We start from the raw sequence: 20,572 nt of genomic DNA, 5'->3' as shown, positions 1-20,572 counted from the left end.
AATAACATACTATTAAATGATCATGCTATTCAGGTCTAAACCGGCCTTTTTCTTTGAAGTGGATATTTACAAAGGAACGCAGTGATAAAGAATTGTTTTTAAAATACAAAAAATATCATGAGTGATATTTTTGACTTTGTTAGTAGACAAACGTTATTTAGTTTGTTTTTGTGGTAATATCGGTCGGATAAGATTATTTAACTGATGATGCCATTTTATTTATCATTTGTGATTGATAAAAAACGATTTTTTAGATATTAAAATGAAATATTGCATTGTGCGTGAAATTTAATAGAAGTAATGACTCAGGGAGTGAAATCTAACATATGAGGCATCATGATGATGAAAATATTCGTGGAAGAGTACATTAATGAAATACACATAAAAAGATACTCGATTATTACGATCAATCCTCTCGATGAAGTTTCAATTGTATCAAACCTGCCAGATTGTTGGGAGCGAGATTTCATTAAAAGAAAACTACATATTCGAAGCAATATAGTGTTAAAGGCTAAAAATAAAACCACCCCCTTTAAATGGTCTACTGTAAATACGGATAACAAGGATATAAAAATATTATCCGAAAAGTATGGAATTCACAACGGAGTGACTTTTGTTATAAAAATAAAATATGAAATAGTGATTTTTACTGTATATTTTAATGACGATAATGATGATTTTGTTAAATTATACGCCAGTGAAAAGCATAAGATTTTGTTTAATGTCTTGAGCCTTTTTGAGGAACACTATGAGCAAAAGACCATCTATGCATTTACGGGACGGGAAAAGGAAGTCATGAATTTATTGAAAATTGGGAAGACTTATATAGAGGTAGCAATGATTCTCGGTGTGAGTGAGAGGACTGTAAGATTTCATATTAATAATGTTCTCAGTAAGCTGGATGTGACATCTGTACGTTATGCAATATTTAAAGCGACATCCCAAGGTATGATCTGACAAGGTGTTTCCTTGTCAGATCATATATTAGTGATGGTAGAACCCGGCAAGACGTTCTCTTAATCCATGTATATCAAGCCCATGAGCCTTGATGTGTTCTTCCGGTGTGCCAAATTGCCTTAATTCTTTTCGCTTTACGCCAATCGATAATACTCGATGAGAGACATCCGACAATGCCTCAGAAATTGCATGGGACGTGGTACCTTCCAGATACGGCTCAACAATTGCGATATCCGGAACTGAAAGAGTGTTCCGTAATGTTGCGCTGTCAAAAGGAGATATAACCGGCGCGTACAGCACCGTTATATCAAGATCCTCTGTAGCCTCTAATACTCTGTCAGCAACAGGACCGACTGCAATTATGGTCCCCTGATGACCAGTCCTCAGTACCGTAAAGCTATTTTCACCTGACCAATATGTTTGCTTATTTGTTTCTGTTGATAACCGAATGTAGTACAGGCCGGTATCGTTTGCTGCGATTCTAAGTGCGTACTCTGCTTCCACTGCATTTCCAGGAACGATTATTTTCCAATCTGCTAGTGTATTAAGCATTGCAACATCAGCGGGTGATTGATGCGTCCGTCCATCAACTGACAAATCATAAGAGGCACCGGCACTGACCAGCACAGCACCGACATTCTGATGATTCAGTGAAATTTTAATTTGCTCAAAAGGGCGTTCGATTAGAAAACTGGCAAAGGTATGCGCAAACGGACGCATACCGGATAATGCCAGGCCACCAATCATATCGATCATCAGTTGTTCTCTGATCCCGACATTGACAACCCGGTCAGGAAAATCGCTTAAAACCTCACTGAATCTTTCTGCGGTAATATCTGCAAGAACCAGTGCGACATTATCTTTTTCCCGAATCAAGTCTGACATGACGACTGCAAATCGTTGTCTCATTGCGTTTATTTCAGCAAATCGTTGATCCCAAGTTAAAACTTTATTCATTTTATTCTCCTAAATTTGTCTGCGGGCTTTACCTGATTTAGTTTCTACTGTTGCGATAATAGCGTGAGGTTTATGAGGATGCTCTTTGGAAAACACCTGGTACAGTTCTTCTTGATCTCTGCCGTTAACACGGCTGACCTCCCAGCCTTCAATTGAAAACCGGTGTGATATTCCACCCGGCCAACCAAGAGTTGATGAGTCATTGTCTATGACCACGACATTTAACTCTGATAGTCCGCGCCTGCCTGCAAAAGGAATAGCTTCAAAATTAGAGCCTTCATCAAGTTCTGCATCCCCAATAAGGACCCAGTGTTTTGGTCCTGTAATTCCTCTGGCGCGTAGTGCAAGAGCGGAGCCAATAGCCAAAGGTAACCCATGTCCTAACGAACCACTGGATATTTCCACGCAGTCCAGTTTTGTTCTGTCCGGGTGGTATCCTAGTATGCTGTCATATTCACCATAGGTTTTCAGAAGTTCAGGTTTAATAAAATCCGTTAATGCCAGTACGGCGTAGAATGCCATTGGACCATGCCCTTTTGACAAAAAGAAACGATCCCGGTATTCATCTCGTACTTTTTCTGGCGAGCAATTCAGGACTTTATCATATAATACCTGGATGACATCGAGTGTGGAAATAGAGGAATCTGCGTGCTTTTCATCACCCGTCATCAGTGACAAATAATGATTCAGAAGCTCTCTTTTATTCTGTGATATCTCAATATTTTTCATTAACGTTTTCTCGCAGTTTCATAAACATTGGAATTAAGGTAATGATTGCGCAGCTAATCAGCACCACACTCCATCCAGATACGGAATAGAGATAAGAAGATATAAACCCACCAATTGCGCCACCAGTAACAAAACTTGTCATATAGCAACTTGCGGCTCGTGCTTCATTTCCTTTGCAGGAAAGAAAAAGCCCACGCTGATTATTGACATGTATTAACTGAATAAATGCATCAATTAGTAGTGCACCTGTGATGGTAATAATCAAATTATTCCCGTAAATCCCCATCATCAGTAGACTTATAACAATCAAAAAGTACAGAGGATTGTTTTTGTGGTTTATGATTTTCAGTATCCAGGATGAAAAAAGAACGGATAAAGCCCCAGTAGCACCTGTCAACGAAAAAAGACCAACCTGTGACTGACTGAAATGGAAAGTCGTTGTCAGAAACATAGAAACATTGCTCCAGAATGCGGAGAACAGGAACATAATGGAAAAGGCATTAAAACAATAATGCCTAATTGCAACATCCTGCCTAATTCCATTAATGTTCAGATATAAAATACGGATGTAGGAGCTTTTATCTTGATTATTCTTATCATATGATGTTGGATAAAAGATAAATAGCAATATACAGGATAGAAACATCAGTATTGATGCTATAGCATATATCGACTTCCATCCCCAGAGCTCACTGAGCATACTCGACATAAAACGGGAAAAAAGAATGCCTGTTAATACACCGGCCATTATTCGGTCTATATGTTTAGTTCCATTTTTTTGTCTGCTAAGACCAGCGGTAATTAATGGAATGGCAGATGTTCCCGTTCCAATTAAAAATGCCGTAGCAGACAATGCGTAATAACTTTTTGTAAAAAAAAACATCAATAACGATACAGTGGAAACCAAATACAATAGTGTGATTAATTTTCTTTTACTGTAAAAATCCCCTAGAGGAATTATAAAAAATAAAGATAGTGCGTTGCCAGCCAGAGAAAATGAATACAGCATGGATGCTTTTTCATAAGAAACCATCAGTTCACTGCTGATCACAGGAGCCAACGGCTGAACGTAGTACATATTGGCTGCGGTAAACCCGCATATTATAGGTATAAGAAAAATCAGAATTGTATTGCTGAACTTTTCCATGCTGTACCTTAGTTTATTTCCACAGAGCCGCAGAAACCAGGCGCTCGTCAACTTCATATATGAGGTCTTCTGTAATGTCCGTAAACCTGTTCACCATATATTTAACACCAGTATTGACCATCTCTTCCCGCTGGAAGTTATGCGGCATGGAAGCAGGAATACCTATAAATCCAGCGCCCAGGGCCTTACACACTTCTGCAACACGATTGATGTCATCAATAAAAACAACCTCATCAAAATTCAGGTTGAATTTTTCTTTTACAATTTCATACATCCCCGGACGAAAGGCATTGATATCAATATATGGCATCTCTTTATCAAAATAATTTTCAAATGGTTTTAAAAACTTGTCGAAGCTATATTCTTTATTTCTTCCTCCATAGCAGGTCATACGTGCCCCGGTACTTTGTAACAACGCCAGCGTTGATTCGATATCGGGCATAACTTCAACCGGATGTTCTTTAAGGTAATGATCTCTGGTTCTGAAAAAATCATTAATAACTTTTTCACCTGAATAAGGAAGTTTACAGGCTAATGCGAGATTATGGCCTGCGGTAATTTGTGGAGACCCCCAGACACTTCGTTCGATCAATGGTGAGTAATCCACGCCGAGAGATTCAACAAAAGTTTTAATTGCTGGGCTGTATGTGTCATTCAGAACAACACCATCACTGTCGATCGCAAATAACTTTATTTTCTTGATGTTCATGTTTATTAACCTTTTTTGTATTGAGAAAATATCAGAGCAGCATTTTGCCCACCAAACCCCAGAGATGTACTGAGCACATTTTTAATACCCGTCCCTTGTATGACTTCTGTTGCAATATTGATTTTTATTTCATCATCAATATGTCTTAAACCAGCAACAGGAGGAATTTCATCATGTATGATTTTTAATACAGAAAAAACAGCTTCCATTGCTCCCGCTGCGGCAAGGCTGTGTCCGGTAACGCCCTTTGTTGATGTTACCCATGGACGGTTACCGAATATGCGGAACAAAACACTTCCCTCAATATGATCATTCAGAGGTGTTGATGTACCGTGTGCGTTGATACACTGAATATCAATCGGAGATAACGAAGCATCCTCCAGCGCCTCATAAACTGATTGAGATAATCCAGAACCATCAGGTGCAGGTGACGTAATATGATGCGCATCATTTGCTGAACCATATCCGGACAACGTCGCATAAATTTTGGCTCCACGAGCCAACGCCGTTTTTTCATTTTCTAATACCATGACCGCAGCGCCTTCGGAGATGACAAAACCGTCTCTTTCTTTATCAAATGGCCGTGACGCGTGCAAAAGATCGCTATTTTTTGAAAGTGCGCCGATCTTTGTAAAAGAGGAAAGAACAAGTGGTGTGATTGGAGCCTCACTGCCACCGGCAAGAACAATATCGCATTCCCCGCTTTGGATAAGACGTTTGGCAGTTCCTATCGCATCTGCACCGGATGAGCATGCCGTACCTGTAAGATAGGTCGGCCCGTGGATACCGAGTTCAATAGCTAAATTACCCGTTGCTATGCTTCCCATCGTGGACAAGATATATAGTGATCCAATTGTTCCTACTCCTTCCTGAACGGCTCTTTTGTTCAGTGTTTCCAGAGAGGTTATACCTGCGAGGGAATTACCCAGCACAATACCTGTTTTTACTCCTCTATTATGTTTGTCTAAACCTGCATCGTTGATTGCATGCTGAGCCGCGTATATAGCATACTGAATAAAGGGGTCGCATCGCCAAATCAATGATTTATTTATATGCTGTTCAGGTACAAAATCCTGAATGGGGCAAGACCATGAGACATCAAGATGGCTCAATCGGGGATCGGGTTTTGCCATTCCTTTCCCTTCAAGCAGAGTCATACGACACTTTTCTGGTGTATGACCGGCTGAGGATATGATCCCCATGCCTGTAACCACAACTTTGTTTTTTATATTCATACGTCTTTTAATTCTACAGGCTGTAGTCCTCTGACTCTTTCCATGATTGTTTGCAAAGTATCGCTACTAATTAAAGCCAGTTGGCCTTCATCAATATTAAACGTCCTTTCAATTTCGATCTGAAACTCGATTATGCATATAGAGTCAAGATCCATATTCTCAAGAGTTTTGTTATCCTGAGCATCACTTTCAGAAACACCAAATACATTTTTGAGTAAATATTTTAATTTATCCATTCTAACCTCTCAGTTTTAAATTAATGGTGGCCAGCGTGTTTTCATCCTGAATTACATCGACTTCAAAGGAATAAGTTTTATCCTGTAATTCTACTTTCTTTATTGCAACGAATGCTGGGATGTGCTTTTCAACAAATTTAAAGAAAAATGCTTTTAAGTTTACAGGAATAAATCTATCACTTTTTTCATTCATATATAGTGACAGGTAGCTATAACATATTTGTTTAGCTGCTTCGGTAAGATTCATACCCGTGATATGATCCTGTTCATGATCATTAAGTGATATGTTATTTAAATTAACATGAATTATTGCCTTAACATACGGTCCATTATCATTCAAATCTGCCAGAATGACATTTTCATGAGATGTATAACAAACACTGGCAGGAGAAAGCGGCGCTATGACTTCAGACGTATTGATTCCATAAGGAACTCGGCGTATGCGCTTATAACAATGACTGCTTATATATCTTACATCTATTATAACTGTACAGATGACTGTTGTGTTTGTTTTGAAAATAATATTGAATTCATTTTTATTCGTTTTATCAACAGCCGGGTATGTTGAGTAAATATCAGCTTTCAGATTTTCTGCATCTCCTGTCCTTGTCGGACAGTATTTCACTGACCAACTGTCGAGTAGAAAATTACTGTCCAGTGTTACACCAAATTCAGTATGTGACAAATAAGTTTCAACCTGTCTTGCGCATTCTAACAAAAAAATTGGGTTTATTCTGTTCGTACAAGCGAGAAAATCACAGTAAAAATCATGTTCGGTAATTAGTCTAAAATCACACTGAAAATGGTTGTCAGAGATCTTCGATATATCAGTGATGAATATATCGTTTTCATTTCTCTTGTGAGTGTATAATTTAGTATCTTTCATTTTTCACAGTACCCTCTAATTTCTTAACTCAGTAAACGCTTTTTAGAAATTAAAGAAAACTGTCAATTCTGACAGGGGCACCGTACATAGGGCCATAAATCACTTGCAACCGGGATGTATAACTCTGTCTCACCAAGCCGCTATTGATATTTCCCGTTTCTGATGTTCGTCAGTAGTTTCAAACCCATTATGTGAATCACCACGGGTTTAACACACGCCTCAGCGTCATTTAATATAGCTTAAAGCGAAGTGCTCATGAGCGGTAAGCGTTATCACAAAGCACGAAGAGTTTAAAATTGAAGCGGTCATCGCGGTCATTCTGTTGCCAGCGTGGCAACACATAACGCTGGTTTAGTCAGGTTGTTAAGCGACTCCGGGGAAAAAGGCGCACTCACCGGTGCCATCACTACCCAGGCTTTGATGCGCAAGTCCGGTTCGGAGAAAGAGCCGGACGGTCATTTTTGATCTGCCCCTTTGCCAAGCACATTGCCTCTGCCTGATGAGGCTTGCAGTAGCTGACATAACGTGAAGCATCAATCTTACCTCCTGCCAGAAGCAACCCTGTTTCCCCACCCGCAGAGAAACCAATAAATGCGACACTGTGAGCAGCACATCTTTGTTCACGACACGAAAATCCGCCGTCTCACGCGTTATTCTTCCTGCATTTTGATGACAATTTTTCCCTTTGCATGTCCTTGGGCAAGGTAGTCAAGTGCGTCTTTTGTCGCTGAAAAAGGGAACACTTTGTCGATAACCGGCTTGATTTGTTCCGTTTCCAGCAGGTTACCGATGTGGGTGAGTTGCTCACCATCAGGCCGCACGAAAAGAAATGAATAAGTCAGCGCTCGCCTTTTCGCAAGACGCATCATTCTGCGGCTCATCAGCCCGAAGATAAAAGTCAGCAAGACGTTTAACCGCCGGGTTCGTGCGAAGGCGCTATCTAACGGCCCGATAAGAGAAACAATCTGCCCTCCCGTTTTAAGGATGTGGGTCGATTTCTCGATTGCATTCCCCCTTATGGTGCCGAGTACAACATCATAATCCGTCAATACATTTTCGAATTCTTCTTTTTTATAATCAATGACTTCATCAGCACCCAGACGCTGCACCCATTCGATATTGCCCGTACTCGTTGTCGTTCCCACCGTTGCACCAAGGTGCTTCGCCAACTGGATTGCCACGGTGCCAATCCCCCCGGAGCCTGCCGGGATAAAAACTTTCTGACCGGGCCGGAGCCTCGCACGCTCGACCAGTGCCTGCCAGGACGTGAGGCTCACCATTGGGAGCGCAGCCGCCTGCACGAAATCCAGGTTTGTCGGCTTCATGGCCGCCGCGCTTTCAGGCACCACGGCACATTCAGCGAGTGCGCCTGTTCCCAGATCGAAAATGCTGGCAAAGATTTCGTCACCGGGTTTGAATCGGGTCACCGCACTGCCCACCGCAATGACCACACCGGACAAATCACTGCCCAATGTTGCGGGGAGCTTAAAATGCAGAATCGGTTTAAATTTCCCGGACGGGATCATTGTGTCGATAGGATTCAGACCGACAGCATACACCTTAACCAGCAGGTCATTTGCGCCGAGTGAAGGGTAGTCTACGTCATCAAATCCCCAGTCAGGGTTTTTACCGTAGCGCTTAAAGGTGAAGGCTTTCATGGTGTTATTATTCATTTGTTATTTATCCTGTCATGTTCGCATCAATAATGCGTTTAGCCTGTTTTATTGCGCTCTCTTGCGAAGCCGCCGGAGCAATATCCCCACGCCTGATCCACCAGAAAATCAGTCTGGCCCCTGTCACACTCCCGAATGGTCGTCATCGGGGTGCAACAGAGCGCCATATATTGACTAAAGGGTTTTATAGCGCTCTGCGGCTTCGTCTTGTTTGATGTCCGAAAGCAGAGCCTGTCGCGCGGCATCGAGGTCATCCCAGCGGGCAGCGTTGTGCAGTGGTGGGATGGTGACAAGCTCACGGCGATCAAAGCCAACCAGCGCCGCATCCACCAATTCACCCACTTCCATCATTTTGGCCATGGTATTGACGTCTATCCCGGCACGTTGCCAAATTTCCGTGTAGGTTCCGGCAGGCAGCACCGCCTGGACGTAAACCCCTTTGGGTGATAGCTCCTGATGCATTCCCTGAGACAAGAAAAGGACAAAGGCTTTGGTGGCACCATAAACCGACATCATGAATTCCGGGGCCAGGCCCACGATAGAGCTGATGTTAACTATCGTGCCTTCACCGGCTTGTACAAACCGAGGCGCTACCGCGCTGGCAAGGCGCGTCAAAGCGGTGGTGTTAAGCGCGATGAGCCGCTCAATCGAATCCGGCGTCTGCTCGATGAAGCTGCCCGACTGTGCAATACCGGCATTGTTGATAAGCGTCCCTATCCGCGAATCATCACGCAGACGGGCCTCGACTGCCGCCAGTTCCGCCGACTGCGTGAGATCGGCGGGCAGAACATCGACGTCAACGCCATGCTCTTGCCGCAGACGCGCGGCAAGGGTATCCAGTCTTGCCTTGTCGCGCGCGACCAGCACAAGATCGTGGCCGCGGCGGGCGAACCGGTCAGCGTAAACCGCACCAATACCTGTAGAAGCGCCTGTAATCAGAACTGAAGAGTGAGTCATGGGGTATTCCTCTATTAATGGTTAAACAACATTTAATGGTTAAACACCATTCGGGATAGGCGATGGATGTGGCACCGCGGTGCCTGAGATATCATGGCGTTACCCCGGAAAGCGTCGGGTAATCGGTGTACCCTTGCGCCCCACCGCCATAAAGCGTTTCAGGGTTGAATGTCGCCAGTGGCGCACCTGTTTTCAGCCGTTCAACCAGATCCGGGTTGGCGATAAACGGGCGGCCGAAAGCAAACAAGTCAGCTTTACCTTGCGCAAGTTGCGAGGACGCCAGCGTCAGGTCATAGCCGTTGTTGCCAATCCAGGTATGTTTAAAACGCCGGCGCAGGGAGTCGTAATCAAATGGCGAGGCATCACGGGGCCCGCCCGTCACACCCTCAACGACATGAAGGTACACAATGCCTAATGCATCGAGTTGCTCAACGAGGTAGTCATATTGTGGCTGAAGGTCACTGCCTGAAATCGCATTAACGGTTGAAACCGGGGAAAGGCGAACACCGGTGCGTTCAGCGCCAATCTCCTCTTTAACTGCCGCCGTGACCTCTAACAGCAGTCGTGCCCGATTCTCAATCGAACCACCGTATTCGTCAGTTCGCTGATTCGCGCCATCTTTAAGGAACTGCTCCAGCAGATAACCATTAGCGCCATGAATCTCAACACCATCAAAACCGGCGGCGATGGCGTTTGCTGATGCCTTTCTGAAATCGTCAATGATGCCTTTTATTTCTGCCGTTTCGAGCGCACGAGGTACAGAAACGTCAAAGAAGCCATTGTTCACAAAGGTTTTCGTCTCAGCACGGATAGCGGATGGGGCCACCGGTGCAGCACCACCGGGTTGCAGATCGACATGGGAAATTCGTCCTACATGCCATAGCTGTACAAAGATACGCCCGCCTTTGGCATGCACAGCGTCAGTCACTTTGCGCCAGCCGTCTATCTGAGCTTGCGTGTAGATCCCCGGCGTATCCTGATAGCCCTGAGCCTGTGCCGAAATCTGTGTGGCTTCGGTAATCAGCAACCCCGCGGTTGCACGCTGTGCGTAATACGTTGCTGCCAGCTCGCCTGGCACCAGACCGGCTCCGGCACGGTTGCGTGTTAACGGTGCCATCACAATGTGGTTGGCAAGCGTCATCGCGCCAAGAGCATAAGGCTGAAAGAGTGGTTGCTGCGTCATGTTAGTTCCCTTGTTAAGTGAGGGTTAAAAGCCTGAACGCAATGATGGTGATCATAATCTAAAAAGTCAACACGTTTGATTATGGTCATCATCAATGTATACTGCCGACAGGCATGTTTACGCGAGGATTTGAAAACCATGAAAGTGTCAAAAGAGCAGGTGCGTGAAAACCGGCTGCGGATCGTTGAAACGGCCTCGGAGCTGTTTCGTGAGCGCGGCTATGACGGCGTGGGGGTCGCGGAACTGATGTCAGCCGCAGGTTTAACTCACGGCGGTTTCTATAAACACTTTGGCTCCAAGGCTGATTTGCTGTCAGAGGCCATGCATTGCGGTTTTTCCCATTCGGCACAACGTTCTGTGGGGGTGGCGCGAAAAGACTTTATTGAATATTACCTCTCGCGGCAGCATCGTGATGTGATGGCAAAGGGGTGCGTCATGTCAGCGCTGGGGAGCGATGCAGCCCGCCAGTCTGAAGCCATCAAGGCCACATTCGCCGCTGGCATTGAAAATCAACTGGCTATTTTGGCAAATGAACCGGGGGCGCAAAACTGCACGCGTGCCGAGCTCATCAATACCATTGCACACCTTGTCGGAGCTCTGGTGCTGTCTCGCGCCTGCCCTGACGATTCCAGCCTGGCCGATGAAATTCTGGACGTGTGCCGCGCCCGTCTTCTCAGTCAGGAAATCAATGAGAATTGAATTTTCGGGGAAGATGAAGATGCCATAAACTGTCGCGTCTATTTTCTGGTGGCATCGTCATGGTGTGGCTGGAATCTTGCCCCGCAACAGCACGAAGGTTGCGTTCTCGCCATGACCCTACGACGATGACACCTTGAAATCCTGACCTGACGGGGCGACAGCCCGCCATCGCTTTTCACTCGCATCCGTCACTCATCCGCTCAGGGTGGTGAAAACATCGATATAATCTGCACACAATTTGACCAGCTCGTGATAGAATGAAGTTCATTCATTGAAAGGTTAATCATCATGTCATTCTTCGATTACGCAATGAAACTGATTGGCGGTGCCGCCACCACCACCGTCACTTGCCCGGTTTGTGGTTCCAAATCTTCGCAACCCGTTTCCAAAATTCGTCAGGAACAGGCAATGCTCTGCCCTGAATGCAAAGCCTTATTTGTTGTGCCTCGATGATGCTGGCGTCGGTTTTAGTTGCAGTGCAAAAACCACACTCTTGCTAAAGAAACCCCACGCAGCTGTAAAATCCCTGATGCCTTACACCCATCCTGAGAGAACGTTTCTGACATTGATTTCACAACTGCTCCCGTGCGTTCACGTCGCATCAGAGCAATCTTATGAACATGAATATCAAGACATGGTTTCGTACTTCCAATGCCGGGCCGCCAGTACACAAGCTAACACCGCGTCAGGGCAATGACGCGATAAGTGAACATCGTCTTCAGGCCGAGCTGTTCTCAACCCCTCAACTGGAGCGCTACGGCAAAAAACTGGCCCGCTCACATAAATTATCGCCCGCAAGACCGCCCTACTCCCTTCTCAAACGCCTGAATGACAATGAGGCGATCATTACGCAAAACTGCTACCTGCTTAATACAGGCAAAAAAGCGAGCATGATGCCGGCCGGAGAGTGGCTGCTGGATAATTACTACCTGATTGAGGAGCAAATTCGCATCGTTCGGCAGCACTTACCGAAAAATGTCGGTAAAGGCCTTCCTGCACTGGCTTCGCCACACCACTGCCCGCGAATTTATGATATTGCCGCAGAGGCCATTGCCCACGGCGACGGGCGCTGGGACACCGCCAGCCTGAGCGGCTATATCAGCGCCTATCAGCAGGTCACACCGCTGACATTAGGGGAAATCTGGGCACTACCCGGCATGTTGCGCCTGGCGCTGATTGAAAATCTCCGCCGCGTCAGTGTCGATGTGGTCAACGCCCAGCAAGAGCGCACGCTGGCGAATCACTGGGTCACACGAATTTTTGCATGTGCCGAAAACACCCCGGCTGACCTTATCATGGTGATAGCCGATCTGGCGCGCTCCCGTCCCGTGCTCAGTAGCGCATTTGTCGCTGAACTGGTACGCCGTCTGCAAGGGCGCGGCAATATGCTGGCGGTACCGCTAAGCTGGATTGAACAGCGCCTTGCAGAACAGGGCGTCACCACCGATGCGCTGATTTACCGTTTTAATCAACAGCTCGCTGCCAGCAAAATGTCGGTGAGCAACAGTATCGCCGGTTTGCGTTTACTGGGTGAAACGAATTGGGCAGATTTTGCCGAAGCCACCAGCGTGGTGGAACAGCAATTGCGCCTTGATCCTGACGGCACTTACCCATTAATGCACTTTGATACCCGAGACCATTACCGCCATCTCATTGAAACACTGGCCAGAGACAGCCACGTCAGCGAGCAGGACGTGGCCTGCCGTGTTCTGGCGCTCGCCCAGGCAACCGCGCCCAATACACCGGGCCGCCATATCGGTTATTACCTGATGGGCGAGGGCCGCCCGCAACTGGACGCACTGTTTTCCGCGCGTGTTTCGCTGCGTAGCCGCCTGCGACAGCGCTGCGGGCAACGCCCGTTGCTGTTATGGCTTGGCAGCCTGTGTGTCGTGACCACGGCGCTAACCGCCGGGACAGGGTATGAAGCCTTACAGCAGGGGGCAGGCGGGCTGCTGATACTCATCATTTTGCCACTTATCGTGGTCAGCAGTCAGTTAGCGATAGGTTTGTTAAGCGAAGCCGTTACCCGGTTGAGTACCCCACGGCCATTACCACGCATGGACTTCTCTGCCGTAATAGCACCAGATGCCGCCACCATGGTGGTGATCCCCTGTTTACTCAACGGCCGGGAAAGCGTCAGCGACCTTATCACCCGTCTTGAGGTGTGCTGGCTTGGCAACCCAAGCGATCACCTCTGTTTTGCCCTGTTAACCGATTTCACCGATTCAGCCGCGGAGGCTTCGCCGGAAAATAACGCGCTGCTCGAACAGGCACTTGCACAGATGCGGGATCTTAACCGGCGCTATCCCGCCAGCCGCCCGCGCTTTTATCTGCTTCACCGCACCCCTGAATGGAACGCGCCGCAGGGGGTCTGGATGGGCTATGAGCGCAAGCGGGGCAAGCTGGCGTTGCTCAATCACTGGTTACGCCAGCCTGACGCGCAGTTCTCAAGCGTCGCAGGTCTGCCACCGGGCCAGTTACCGGCACGGATCAAATACGTCATCACTCTGGATGCAGACACCGTTCTGCCACGCGACACGGCACACAAACTGATTGCCACCCTGGCCCATCCGCTCAACCTGCCGGTCTATGATCCCGTGCGTCAACGGGTAGTCAAAGGCTATGGCATATTACAGCCGGGGCTGGCCGAAGAGATCCCGCGTCACGGGCAGGGGCGCTACGCGGCACTGCGCAGTCGCGTGCCGGGTAACAACCCTTACTCGATGATGTCTTCAGATATCTATCAGGATCTGTTTGGCGAAGGCTCGTTTGTCGGCAAAGGCATTTATGATGTCGATATTTTTGTTCAGGCCACGAAAGATAGCTGCCCCGACAATCTGGTACTCAGCCATGATTTGCTCGAAGGGTGTTATGCCCGCTCGGGGCTGCTGAGCGAGGTTTTGCTCTACGAGCAGCACCCCAATAATTACCTGTCGGACGTTGCGCGCCGCACACGCTGGATTCGCGGGGACTGGCAACTGCTTAACTGGCTCAAACCGCGCGTCAGAAAAGCAGACAACCGCGAGGATAAAAACCCGCTGTCTGCGCTTTCATGCTGGAAGATCTTTGATAATTTGCGGCGCAGCCTGGTGGCCCCCTCGCTACTGGTGCTGCTGTTTTACGCCCTGCTGTGGCAAGCTTACCCGCTTTACTGGTTGAGCGTGCTGGCGCTGGCCTGGCTGCTGCCAACGGTGCTGGCCATCACCTGCGACCTGCTCAATAAGCCTCACCGTCGCCCTGTTGGGCAGCATGTGTTGCTGGTTGCCGCGGGAGCACTGAAGCGGCTTTCACATATCGGGCTCAATGTTGCCACCCTGCCCCATGAAGCCGGATACTCGCTGTATGCCATCGCCGTCACGCTATGGCGTCTGGGCATCAGCCAGCGCAACCTCAGCCAGTGGGCCAGTTACCGTGACGACGGCGAGCAGACAACAACGACGCCCGCCCGGTTTTACCGGGCGATGTGGCTGAATGTCGCCTGCGCCACCGCGCTCACGGTGCCCGGCATGTTTTTGGCTCCCTCCTTGCTGGTCATCATGGTGCCCGTCAGTCTGTTGTGGTGTCTGGCCCCACTGCTGCTCAGTTGGTTAAGCCGCCCGCCGGTGCGCACCCCGTTTTTGCCCACAAGCCAGCAAGCCGCCCTGTTACGGCAGACAAGCCGTGAAATCTGGGCCTTTTTTGACACCTTTTCCAGCGCAAAAGAGAACTGGCTAGTACCTGATAACTATCAGGAAATACCGCAGACAACGCTGGCACATCGCACCTCCCCGACGAACATTGGCCTGTCGTTGCTGGCGAACCTGACCGCATGGGATTTTGGCTACCTGCCTGGCGGTGAGGTGTTACAGCGCGTGACGCGTACCCTTGACTCACTGGATAAAATGGAGCATTGGCGTGGTCATCTGTTTAACTGGTATGACACCCGCACCCTTGCGCCTCTCAGCCCGCGTTATGTTTCCAGCGTCGATAGCGGCAATATGGCGGGGCATTTACTGACGCTGCGCGAGGGCCTGTCCGCCATGCGTAATCAGCCGGTACTGGACAGTACACGGGTGCTGGCCGGGCTGGACGATACGCTGGGGATTCTGGAAAAACACTGGGGTCAGAACGCCCCTGATGCACTGCGGCAACTGCGCCTGCACGGTGTTCACACCGCCACGCTTCCCGCAGCACAACGGTTTGCCGCACTCAAACAGATGCACACCGAAAGCCAGCGTCTGATGGCGTCTTACTCGCAAGACGACCGCCGCGTGCTGCGCTGGATTAGCCATTTACAGCAGCAACTGGAGCAGTGGTGCCATGAAGCGTCACACCTGCTTGGCTGGTTAACGCCAGCCTATGACGCGCAGGCGCTGCCATCTCTGAGCTGGCTTGCCAGTGCAACCGATACCGGCGAGGGTTCGCCCCCGGTATCCGCAATAGCGCTGGCACGCCAGCGCCTGAATATCATCACCGAACTTGAGTTGCGGTTGAGTGAACATGCGCGCATGGATTTCACGTTTCTTTATAACAACGTGACTCACTTGCTCAGTATCGGCTACAACAGCGACACCAATACGCTGGATAACAGCCACTACGACCTGCTGCCATCGGAAATTCGCCTGACCCATTTTCTCGCTATCGCGACGAACCAGTTGCCGCTCAAAAGCTGGTACGCGCTGGGCCGGCTGTTCACCACGATTGATAACGACACCGCACTGATGTCATGGAGCGGCTCGATGTTTGAATATCTGATGCCTAATCTGGTGATGCCCACCTGGCCTGGCAGCCTGCTTGACGAGATGAGTCAATCGGCGGTGGCACGCCAGATTGACTGGGGAAAAGAGCGCGGCGTGCCCTGGGGGGTGTCAGAATCCGGCTATTACGCTTTTGATGTGCAACAAAATTATCAATATCAGGCGTTTGGCGTACCGGGTCTTGGCCTGCGCCGAGGTCTGGCCGACGATATGGTGGTCGCGCCCTATGCCACGCTGCTGGCATTAGTGGTCGCGCCACAAAAAGCCTGTGACAACCTGTTGCGGCTGGAAAAAAACGGTGCACACGGCGAATACGGTTTTTATGAAGCGCTGGATTATACGCCGTCACGTCTCGCCAGCGGGCAGTTGTATGCGGTGGTGCAATCATGGATGGCCCATCATCAGGGCATGGCCTTTCAGGCACTGGCGCATGTGCTGCTTGATGCCCCGATGGCAGACCGGTTTATGTCAAATACCGCTTTCCAGTCAGCCCGCCTGCTGTTACAAGAGCGAGTACCGGATGCGGTCGAACTCTACAGCCCACGCCGTCATTTTGAGTCTCATGAAGGACGGGTCAAGCCGGTTCGCTATGAGCCGCGAATTTTCACCTCGCCAGATAGCCCGTCTCCCGAGGTACAACTGCTCTCCAATGGTCATTACCACCTGATGATGACGCATACCGGCGGCAGTTACAGCCGCTGGAACAGTCTTGCCCTGACACGCTGGCGCAGCGATGCCACCTGTGATAACTGGGGAGCCTTCTGCTACATCACCGATCCGCATACGGGCGAGGTGTGGAGCAACACCTGGCATCCGACAGGGAATGCCAACAGCCACGACACCGTGGTATTTACCGATGCGGGAGCTGAATTTAAACGCACCTGCGGCACGCTCAATGTCAGAACACAGGTGGTGGTGTCCTCGGAAGACAACATTGAACTGCGCCGGATAACGCTGCGCCACCACGGCCGCCAGCCCCGTACCCTTGAGCTGACAACCTATGCCGAGGTGGTGCTGGCACCTGCCGCCAGCGATCTGGCCCATCCGGCGTTCAGTAATCTGTTTATCCAGACCGAGCTGATTCCCGCGCAGGATGCCCTGCTGTGTCACCGGCGCGAGCGCGCCCCGCATGAACAGAACCCGTGGTTATTTCACATGATGGTGGTGCATGGCGATAACCACTCGCGGGCCTCGTTTGAAACCGATCGGGCGACATTCCTGGGGCGCGGCAGAACCCCAACGGATGCGCTCGCCATCCGACACCGCGGGCCCCTCGGCAACAGCGCGGGTTCCGTGCTCGATCCTATCATGGCCATACGTCACCGCATTACGCTACAGCCTGGGCTGCCGGTCATTGTTGATGTCGTTTATGGTATCAGCCCCGATCGCAGGCAGAGTCTGGCGCTGGTGGAAAAATACCGCGATCATCCCATTGCCGACCGCGTTTTTGAACTGGCCTGGTCGCACAGCCTGGTGGTCTTGCGGCAAATTAACGCCAACGAAGATGATGCGGCGCTGTTCAACCGCCTCGCCAGCGCCGTGCTTTACCCGTGCACGCCACTGCGTGCCGACAGCCAGATAATCAGCCGCAACCGGCGCGGCCAGTCCAGCCTGTGGGGATGGTCGATTTCTGGCGACCTGCCGATTGTGCTGTTCAGTATCACCAGCGAGGAGAGTATCCCCTCGATTTCCACGCTCATTCAGGCGCACCGCTACTGGCGACTAAAAGGGCTGGCGGTAGACTTAGTGATCCTCAATGACAGCCCCGGCGGCTACCAGCAGGTGTTGCAACAGCGCATCATGAATCTGGTTTATGCCGGGGCTGAGGCCAGCCTGCTGGACAAATCCGGCGGGATTTTTGTGCGCAATGGCGAACACCTGAGCGCGGAAGACAAACTGCTGTTAATGAGCGTGGCGCACCTGTGTCTTGATGACCGTGCCGGTGGGTTAAATGAACAGCTTAACCAGCGTATTCATACCCCCAAAACCGTGCCGCCTCCCCTGATACCGCTCGCCGGGCTGGAAATCAATCAACACACGCCCTGGACCGTGGATACCCGCCCGCTGCTCCATTTCAACGGCCTCGGCGGGTTTTCACCCGATGGGCGCGAGTACCAGATTGTGCTCAGGGAGCATCAGCCAACACCGGCACCCTGGTCAAACGTGCTGGCAAACCCCGGTTTTGGCAGCGTGTTGTCCGAAGCCGGTCAGGCCTATAGCTGGTATGAGAATGCCCATGAATATCGGTTAACACCGTGGGAAAACGATCCGGTCAGTGACCGCAGCGGTGAAGCCTTTTATCTGCGCGATGAAGAGAGCGGCGCGTACTGGTCACCCACCACGCTGCCGGTACGCGGCCAGGGCGAGTATCTGTCGCGTCATGGTTTCGGCTACAGCGTATTCGCCCATCGTGAATGCGGTATCGACAGCGAGCTGACGGTACTGGTGGCCGAACACGACCCGGTTAAGCTCGCCATCCTCACGCTCACGAACAACTCCGGTCGCACGCGTAAATTATCCGCCACGGGGTATGTGGAATGGACGCTCGGTGCATCACGCACACAATCCGCTTTTCATGTCGTCACCCAGGCCGCCAGCGTCGTCGGTGGTTGCGGTGTACTGGCGAATAACTTTTATGGCGGTAACGGAACACCACGCACCGCATTTTTTGCCGTCAGCGGCGTCCACTGCTCGCTGACGGGCGACCGCCGCGAGTTTCTCGGCCGCAACGGTTCCCGGCAACACCCCGCCGCCATGCAGGTGCACCGCCTGTCGGATAAAACCGGAGCCGGTCTTGACCCTTGTGCTGCGCTCCAGTCGGCGGCCACCCTTATCGATGGCGACCAGAAAACGTTTATCTTCATCCTTGGCGTGGGCGAAAATACGGCTCAGGTTCAGGCACTATTGGCCCACTATCTGAATGAGGATGCCGCCCGCGAGGCGCTGAACACTGTTCACCGTTACTGGCATTCCCTGCTTGATAACATCGTGGTCAGTACCCCGGATACCACGGTGAATGTGCTGGTGAACGGCTGGCTGCTATACCAGACGCTAGCCTGCCGCCTGATGGCCCGCAGCGGTTACTACCAATCGGGCGGTGCATTTGGTTTTCGCGATCAGTTGCAGGATGCGCTGGCTGTCAGCCATGCCGCGCCCACGCAACTGCGCGACCAGATAGTGCTGTGCGCCTCACGCCAGTTTATCGAAGGCGACGTGCAACACTGGTGGCACCCGCCTGCCGGTAATGGCGTGCGCACACGCTGTGCCGATGATTATCTCTGGCTCCCGCTGGCCGTCTGCCACTATGTGGAAACGACGGGAGACACCGGCATACTGGAACAGAACATACCGTATCTGGAAGGGCGAGCGCTTCAGCCCGGCGAAGAGTCTGTCTACGATAGTCCCGTGACCAGCGCCATTGAAGAAACGCTTTGGCTGCACTGCGTAAAAGCGCTGCAACGCGGGATGCATTTCGGCCAGCATGGCTTGCCGCTCATGGGCGCAGGCGACTGGAACGACGGCATGAACCGCGTCGGCATTGAAGGGAAAGGGGAGAGTGTCTGGCTCGGCTTTTTCCTGTACGACATTTTGCAGCGTTTCGCCAGTCTTGCCGGGCAACGACAGGATGACCGTATGACAGCGCTGTGCCGCACAACGGCGCTGCGTTTACAAAAAGACCTCGAATCCTGCGCCTGGGACGGCGAATGGTATCGGCGTGGCTATTTTGACAGTGGCGAAGCGCTGGGTTCAAAAGCCTCGCAAGACTGCCAGATAGATGCGATTGCGCAAAGCTGGTCCGTACTCTGCGCCGCCGCCCATCCGGCACGCTGCCTCGCGGCCATGCGGGCGCTGGATGAACGGCTGGTGGATACACACGCCGGGCTCATCCGGCTATTAACACCGCCGTTCGATGGCCACGGGCCAAATCCCGGTTATATCCAAGGTTATCTGCCTGGCGTGCGGGAAAACGGTGGGCAATATACTCATGGTGCTATCTGGGCAGTCATGGCTTTTGCCCGCATGGGCAATACCGAACGCGCCTGGCAACTGTGGGCGATGATAAACCCGATAAATCACACGCTCACCGCCCAGGCTGTGGCGCAATACAAAGTCGAGCCCTACGTCATGAGTGCAGATGTCTACAGCGTCGCCCCCCATCAAGGGCGAGGTGGCTGGAGCTGGTATACCGGCTCCGCGGGCTGGGCATATCGCCTGCTGACGGAGGAGTTACTGGGGATTAGGCGCTATGGCCCGGTCTTCACGGTGCATGCCCGGCTGCCTCACGACTGGCCGTTTATCAGCATGATCTATCAACATGGCAACACCCGGTATCAGATTACCGTTTCGCGTGGCAGCAATGCCTATAGCGTTGCGCTGGATGGCGTGATGTTAGCCGATGACAGCATTCCACTGCATGATGATGGAAAAACGCATCATGTTGATATTATTCAGCATTAACGCCACACAG

At 50.3% G+C, this 20,572-nt stretch carries 14 protein-coding genes; 4 read left to right on the top strand and 10 right to left on the bottom strand.

Annotated elements, in window-relative coordinates; genetic code table 11:
- Positions 1–354: 354 nt before the first annotated feature.
- Positions 355–957 (top strand): helix-turn-helix transcriptional regulator, encoded by a 603-nt coding sequence (locus DAQ1742_RS08100; protein WP_158513808.1) that lies wholly within the window; start codon positions 355–357, stop codon positions 955–957.
- A gap of 27 nt (positions 958–984) precedes the next feature.
- Here DAQ1742_RS08100 and DAQ1742_RS08095 read toward each other — a convergent pair whose 3' ends face one another.
- From DAQ1742_RS08095 to DAQ1742_RS08050, 10 genes are all read right to left on the bottom strand, one after another.
- A complete protein-coding gene (locus tag DAQ1742_RS08095; RefSeq protein WP_180706281.1) occupies positions 985–1,914 on the bottom strand; it encodes a transketolase family protein in 930 nt (309 codons plus the stop codon).
- Between the two features lie 9 nt (positions 1,915–1,923).
- Entirely contained in the window at positions 1,924–2,643 is a 720-nt protein-coding gene (locus DAQ1742_RS08090; RefSeq protein WP_051124027.1) for a thiamine pyrophosphate-dependent enzyme, read from the bottom strand.
- Positions 2,630–3,790 carry an MFS transporter gene (locus tag DAQ1742_RS08085; RefSeq protein WP_035341050.1) on the bottom strand — a complete coding sequence of 387 codons (1,161 nt, stop codon included), beginning with the start codon at positions 3,788–3,790 and terminating at the stop codon, positions 2,630–2,632. Before DAQ1742_RS08085 ends, DAQ1742_RS08090 begins: the two co-directional genes overlap by 14 nt.
- A gap of 13 nt (positions 3,791–3,803) precedes the next feature.
- Positions 3,804–4,499: an HAD family hydrolase gene (locus DAQ1742_RS08080; protein WP_035341048.1), complete on the bottom strand. Its 696-nt coding sequence runs from the start codon at positions 4,497–4,499 to the stop codon at positions 3,804–3,806.
- Positions 4,500–4,504: 5 nt separating this feature from the next.
- Positions 4,505–5,734: a beta-ketoacyl-[acyl-carrier-protein] synthase family protein gene (locus DAQ1742_RS08075; RefSeq protein WP_035341046.1), complete on the bottom strand. Its 1,230-nt coding sequence runs from the start codon at positions 5,732–5,734 to the stop codon at positions 4,505–4,507.
- Complete coding sequence (locus tag DAQ1742_RS08070) at positions 5,731–5,970, bottom strand: phosphopantetheine-binding protein (RefSeq protein ID WP_035341044.1); 240 nt, start codon at positions 5,968–5,970, stop codon at positions 5,731–5,733. Before DAQ1742_RS08070 ends, DAQ1742_RS08075 begins: the two co-directional genes overlap by 4 nt.
- A 1-nt stretch (position 5,971) precedes the next feature.
- Complete coding sequence (locus DAQ1742_RS08065; RefSeq protein WP_035341042.1) at positions 5,972–6,856, bottom strand: AfsA-related hotdog domain-containing protein; 885 nt, start codon at positions 6,854–6,856, stop codon at positions 5,972–5,974.
- 650 nt (positions 6,857–7,506) lie between these two features.
- The gene (locus DAQ1742_RS08060; protein WP_035341040.1) at positions 7,507–8,529 is read right to left on the bottom strand and encodes an NADP-dependent oxidoreductase; all 1,023 of its coding nucleotides are present in this window, start codon (positions 8,527–8,529) and stop codon (positions 7,507–7,509) included.
- A gap of 174 nt (positions 8,530–8,703) precedes the next feature.
- Entirely contained in the window at positions 8,704–9,486 is a 783-nt protein-coding gene (locus DAQ1742_RS08055) for an SDR family NAD(P)-dependent oxidoreductase (RefSeq protein ID WP_035341038.1), read from the bottom strand.
- 91 nt (positions 9,487–9,577) lie between these two features.
- Complete coding sequence (locus tag DAQ1742_RS08050; RefSeq protein ID WP_035341036.1) at positions 9,578–10,669, bottom strand: alkene reductase; 1,092 nt, start codon at positions 10,667–10,669, stop codon at positions 9,578–9,580.
- A gap of 138 nt (positions 10,670–10,807) precedes the next feature.
- Between DAQ1742_RS08050 and DAQ1742_RS08045 the strand changes: the two genes are divergently transcribed.
- The 3 genes from DAQ1742_RS08045 (at position 10,808) to DAQ1742_RS08040 (ending at position 20,562) form a co-directional block, all read left to right on the top strand.
- Positions 10,808–11,368, top strand: coding sequence for a TetR/AcrR family transcriptional regulator (locus tag DAQ1742_RS08045; protein WP_035341033.1), 561 nt, complete (start codon positions 10,808–10,810; stop codon positions 11,366–11,368).
- Positions 11,369–11,656: 288 nt separating this feature from the next.
- Positions 11,657–11,821, top strand: a complete 165-nt coding sequence (locus tag DAQ1742_RS20530) for a YnfU family zinc-binding protein (protein WP_256388390.1) — start codon at positions 11,657–11,659, stop codon at positions 11,819–11,821.
- Between the two features lie 161 nt (positions 11,822–11,982).
- Positions 11,983–20,562 (top strand): glycoside hydrolase family 94 protein, encoded by an 8,580-nt coding sequence (locus DAQ1742_RS08040; protein ID WP_051124025.1) that lies wholly within the window; start codon positions 11,983–11,985, stop codon positions 20,560–20,562.
- The last annotated feature ends 10 nt before the right edge of the window (positions 20,563–20,572 follow it).

Origin of the sequence: Dickeya aquatica (assembly GCF_900095885.1) — a bacterium.
Classification (GTDB): domain Bacteria; phylum Pseudomonadota; class Gammaproteobacteria; order Enterobacterales; family Enterobacteriaceae; genus Dickeya; species Dickeya aquatica.
Note: the sequence above shows the minus strand (reverse complement) of the source record. Positions and strands in the feature narration are given on the sequence as shown.

What these genes read in the sequence shown, in the direction of transcription:
- DAQ1742_RS08065 (WP_035341042.1), bottom strand. Translation starts at nt 6,856, where the DNA reads ATGAAAGATACTAAATTATACACTCACAAGAGAAATGAAAACGATATA.
- DAQ1742_RS08075 (WP_035341046.1), bottom strand. Translation starts at nt 5,734, where the DNA reads ATGAATATAAAAAACAAAGTTGTGGTTACAGGCATGGGGATCATATCC.
- DAQ1742_RS08085 (WP_035341050.1), bottom strand. Translation starts at nt 3,790, where the DNA reads ATGGAAAAGTTCAGCAATACAATTCTGATTTTTCTTATACCTATAATA.
- DAQ1742_RS08060 (WP_035341040.1), bottom strand. Translation starts at nt 8,529, where the DNA reads ATGAATAATAACACCATGAAAGCCTTCACCTTTAAGCGCTACGGTAAA.
- DAQ1742_RS08040 (WP_051124025.1), top strand. Translation starts at nt 11,983, where the DNA reads ATGAACATGAATATCAAGACATGGTTTCGTACTTCCAATGCCGGGCCG.
- DAQ1742_RS08050 (WP_035341036.1), bottom strand. Translation starts at nt 10,669, where the DNA reads ATGACGCAGCAACCACTCTTTCAGCCTTATGCTCTTGGCGCGATGACG.
- DAQ1742_RS08080 (WP_035341048.1), bottom strand. Translation starts at nt 4,499, where the DNA reads ATGAACATCAAGAAAATAAAGTTATTTGCGATCGACAGTGATGGTGTT.
- DAQ1742_RS08070 (WP_035341044.1), bottom strand. Translation starts at nt 5,970, where the DNA reads ATGGATAAATTAAAATATTTACTCAAAAATGTATTTGGTGTTTCTGAA.
- DAQ1742_RS08055 (WP_035341038.1), bottom strand. Translation starts at nt 9,486, where the DNA reads ATGACTCACTCTTCAGTTCTGATTACAGGCGCTTCTACAGGTATTGGT.
- DAQ1742_RS08045 (WP_035341033.1), top strand. Translation starts at nt 10,808, where the DNA reads ATGAAAGTGTCAAAAGAGCAGGTGCGTGAAAACCGGCTGCGGATCGTT.
- DAQ1742_RS20530 (WP_256388390.1), top strand. Translation starts at nt 11,657, where the DNA reads ATGTCATTCTTCGATTACGCAATGAAACTGATTGGCGGTGCCGCCACC.
- DAQ1742_RS08095 (WP_180706281.1), bottom strand. Translation starts at nt 1,914, where the DNA reads ATGAATAAAGTTTTAACTTGGGATCAACGATTTGCTGAAATAAACGCA.
- DAQ1742_RS08090 (WP_051124027.1), bottom strand. Translation starts at nt 2,643, where the DNA reads ATGAAAAATATTGAGATATCACAGAATAAAAGAGAGCTTCTGAATCAT.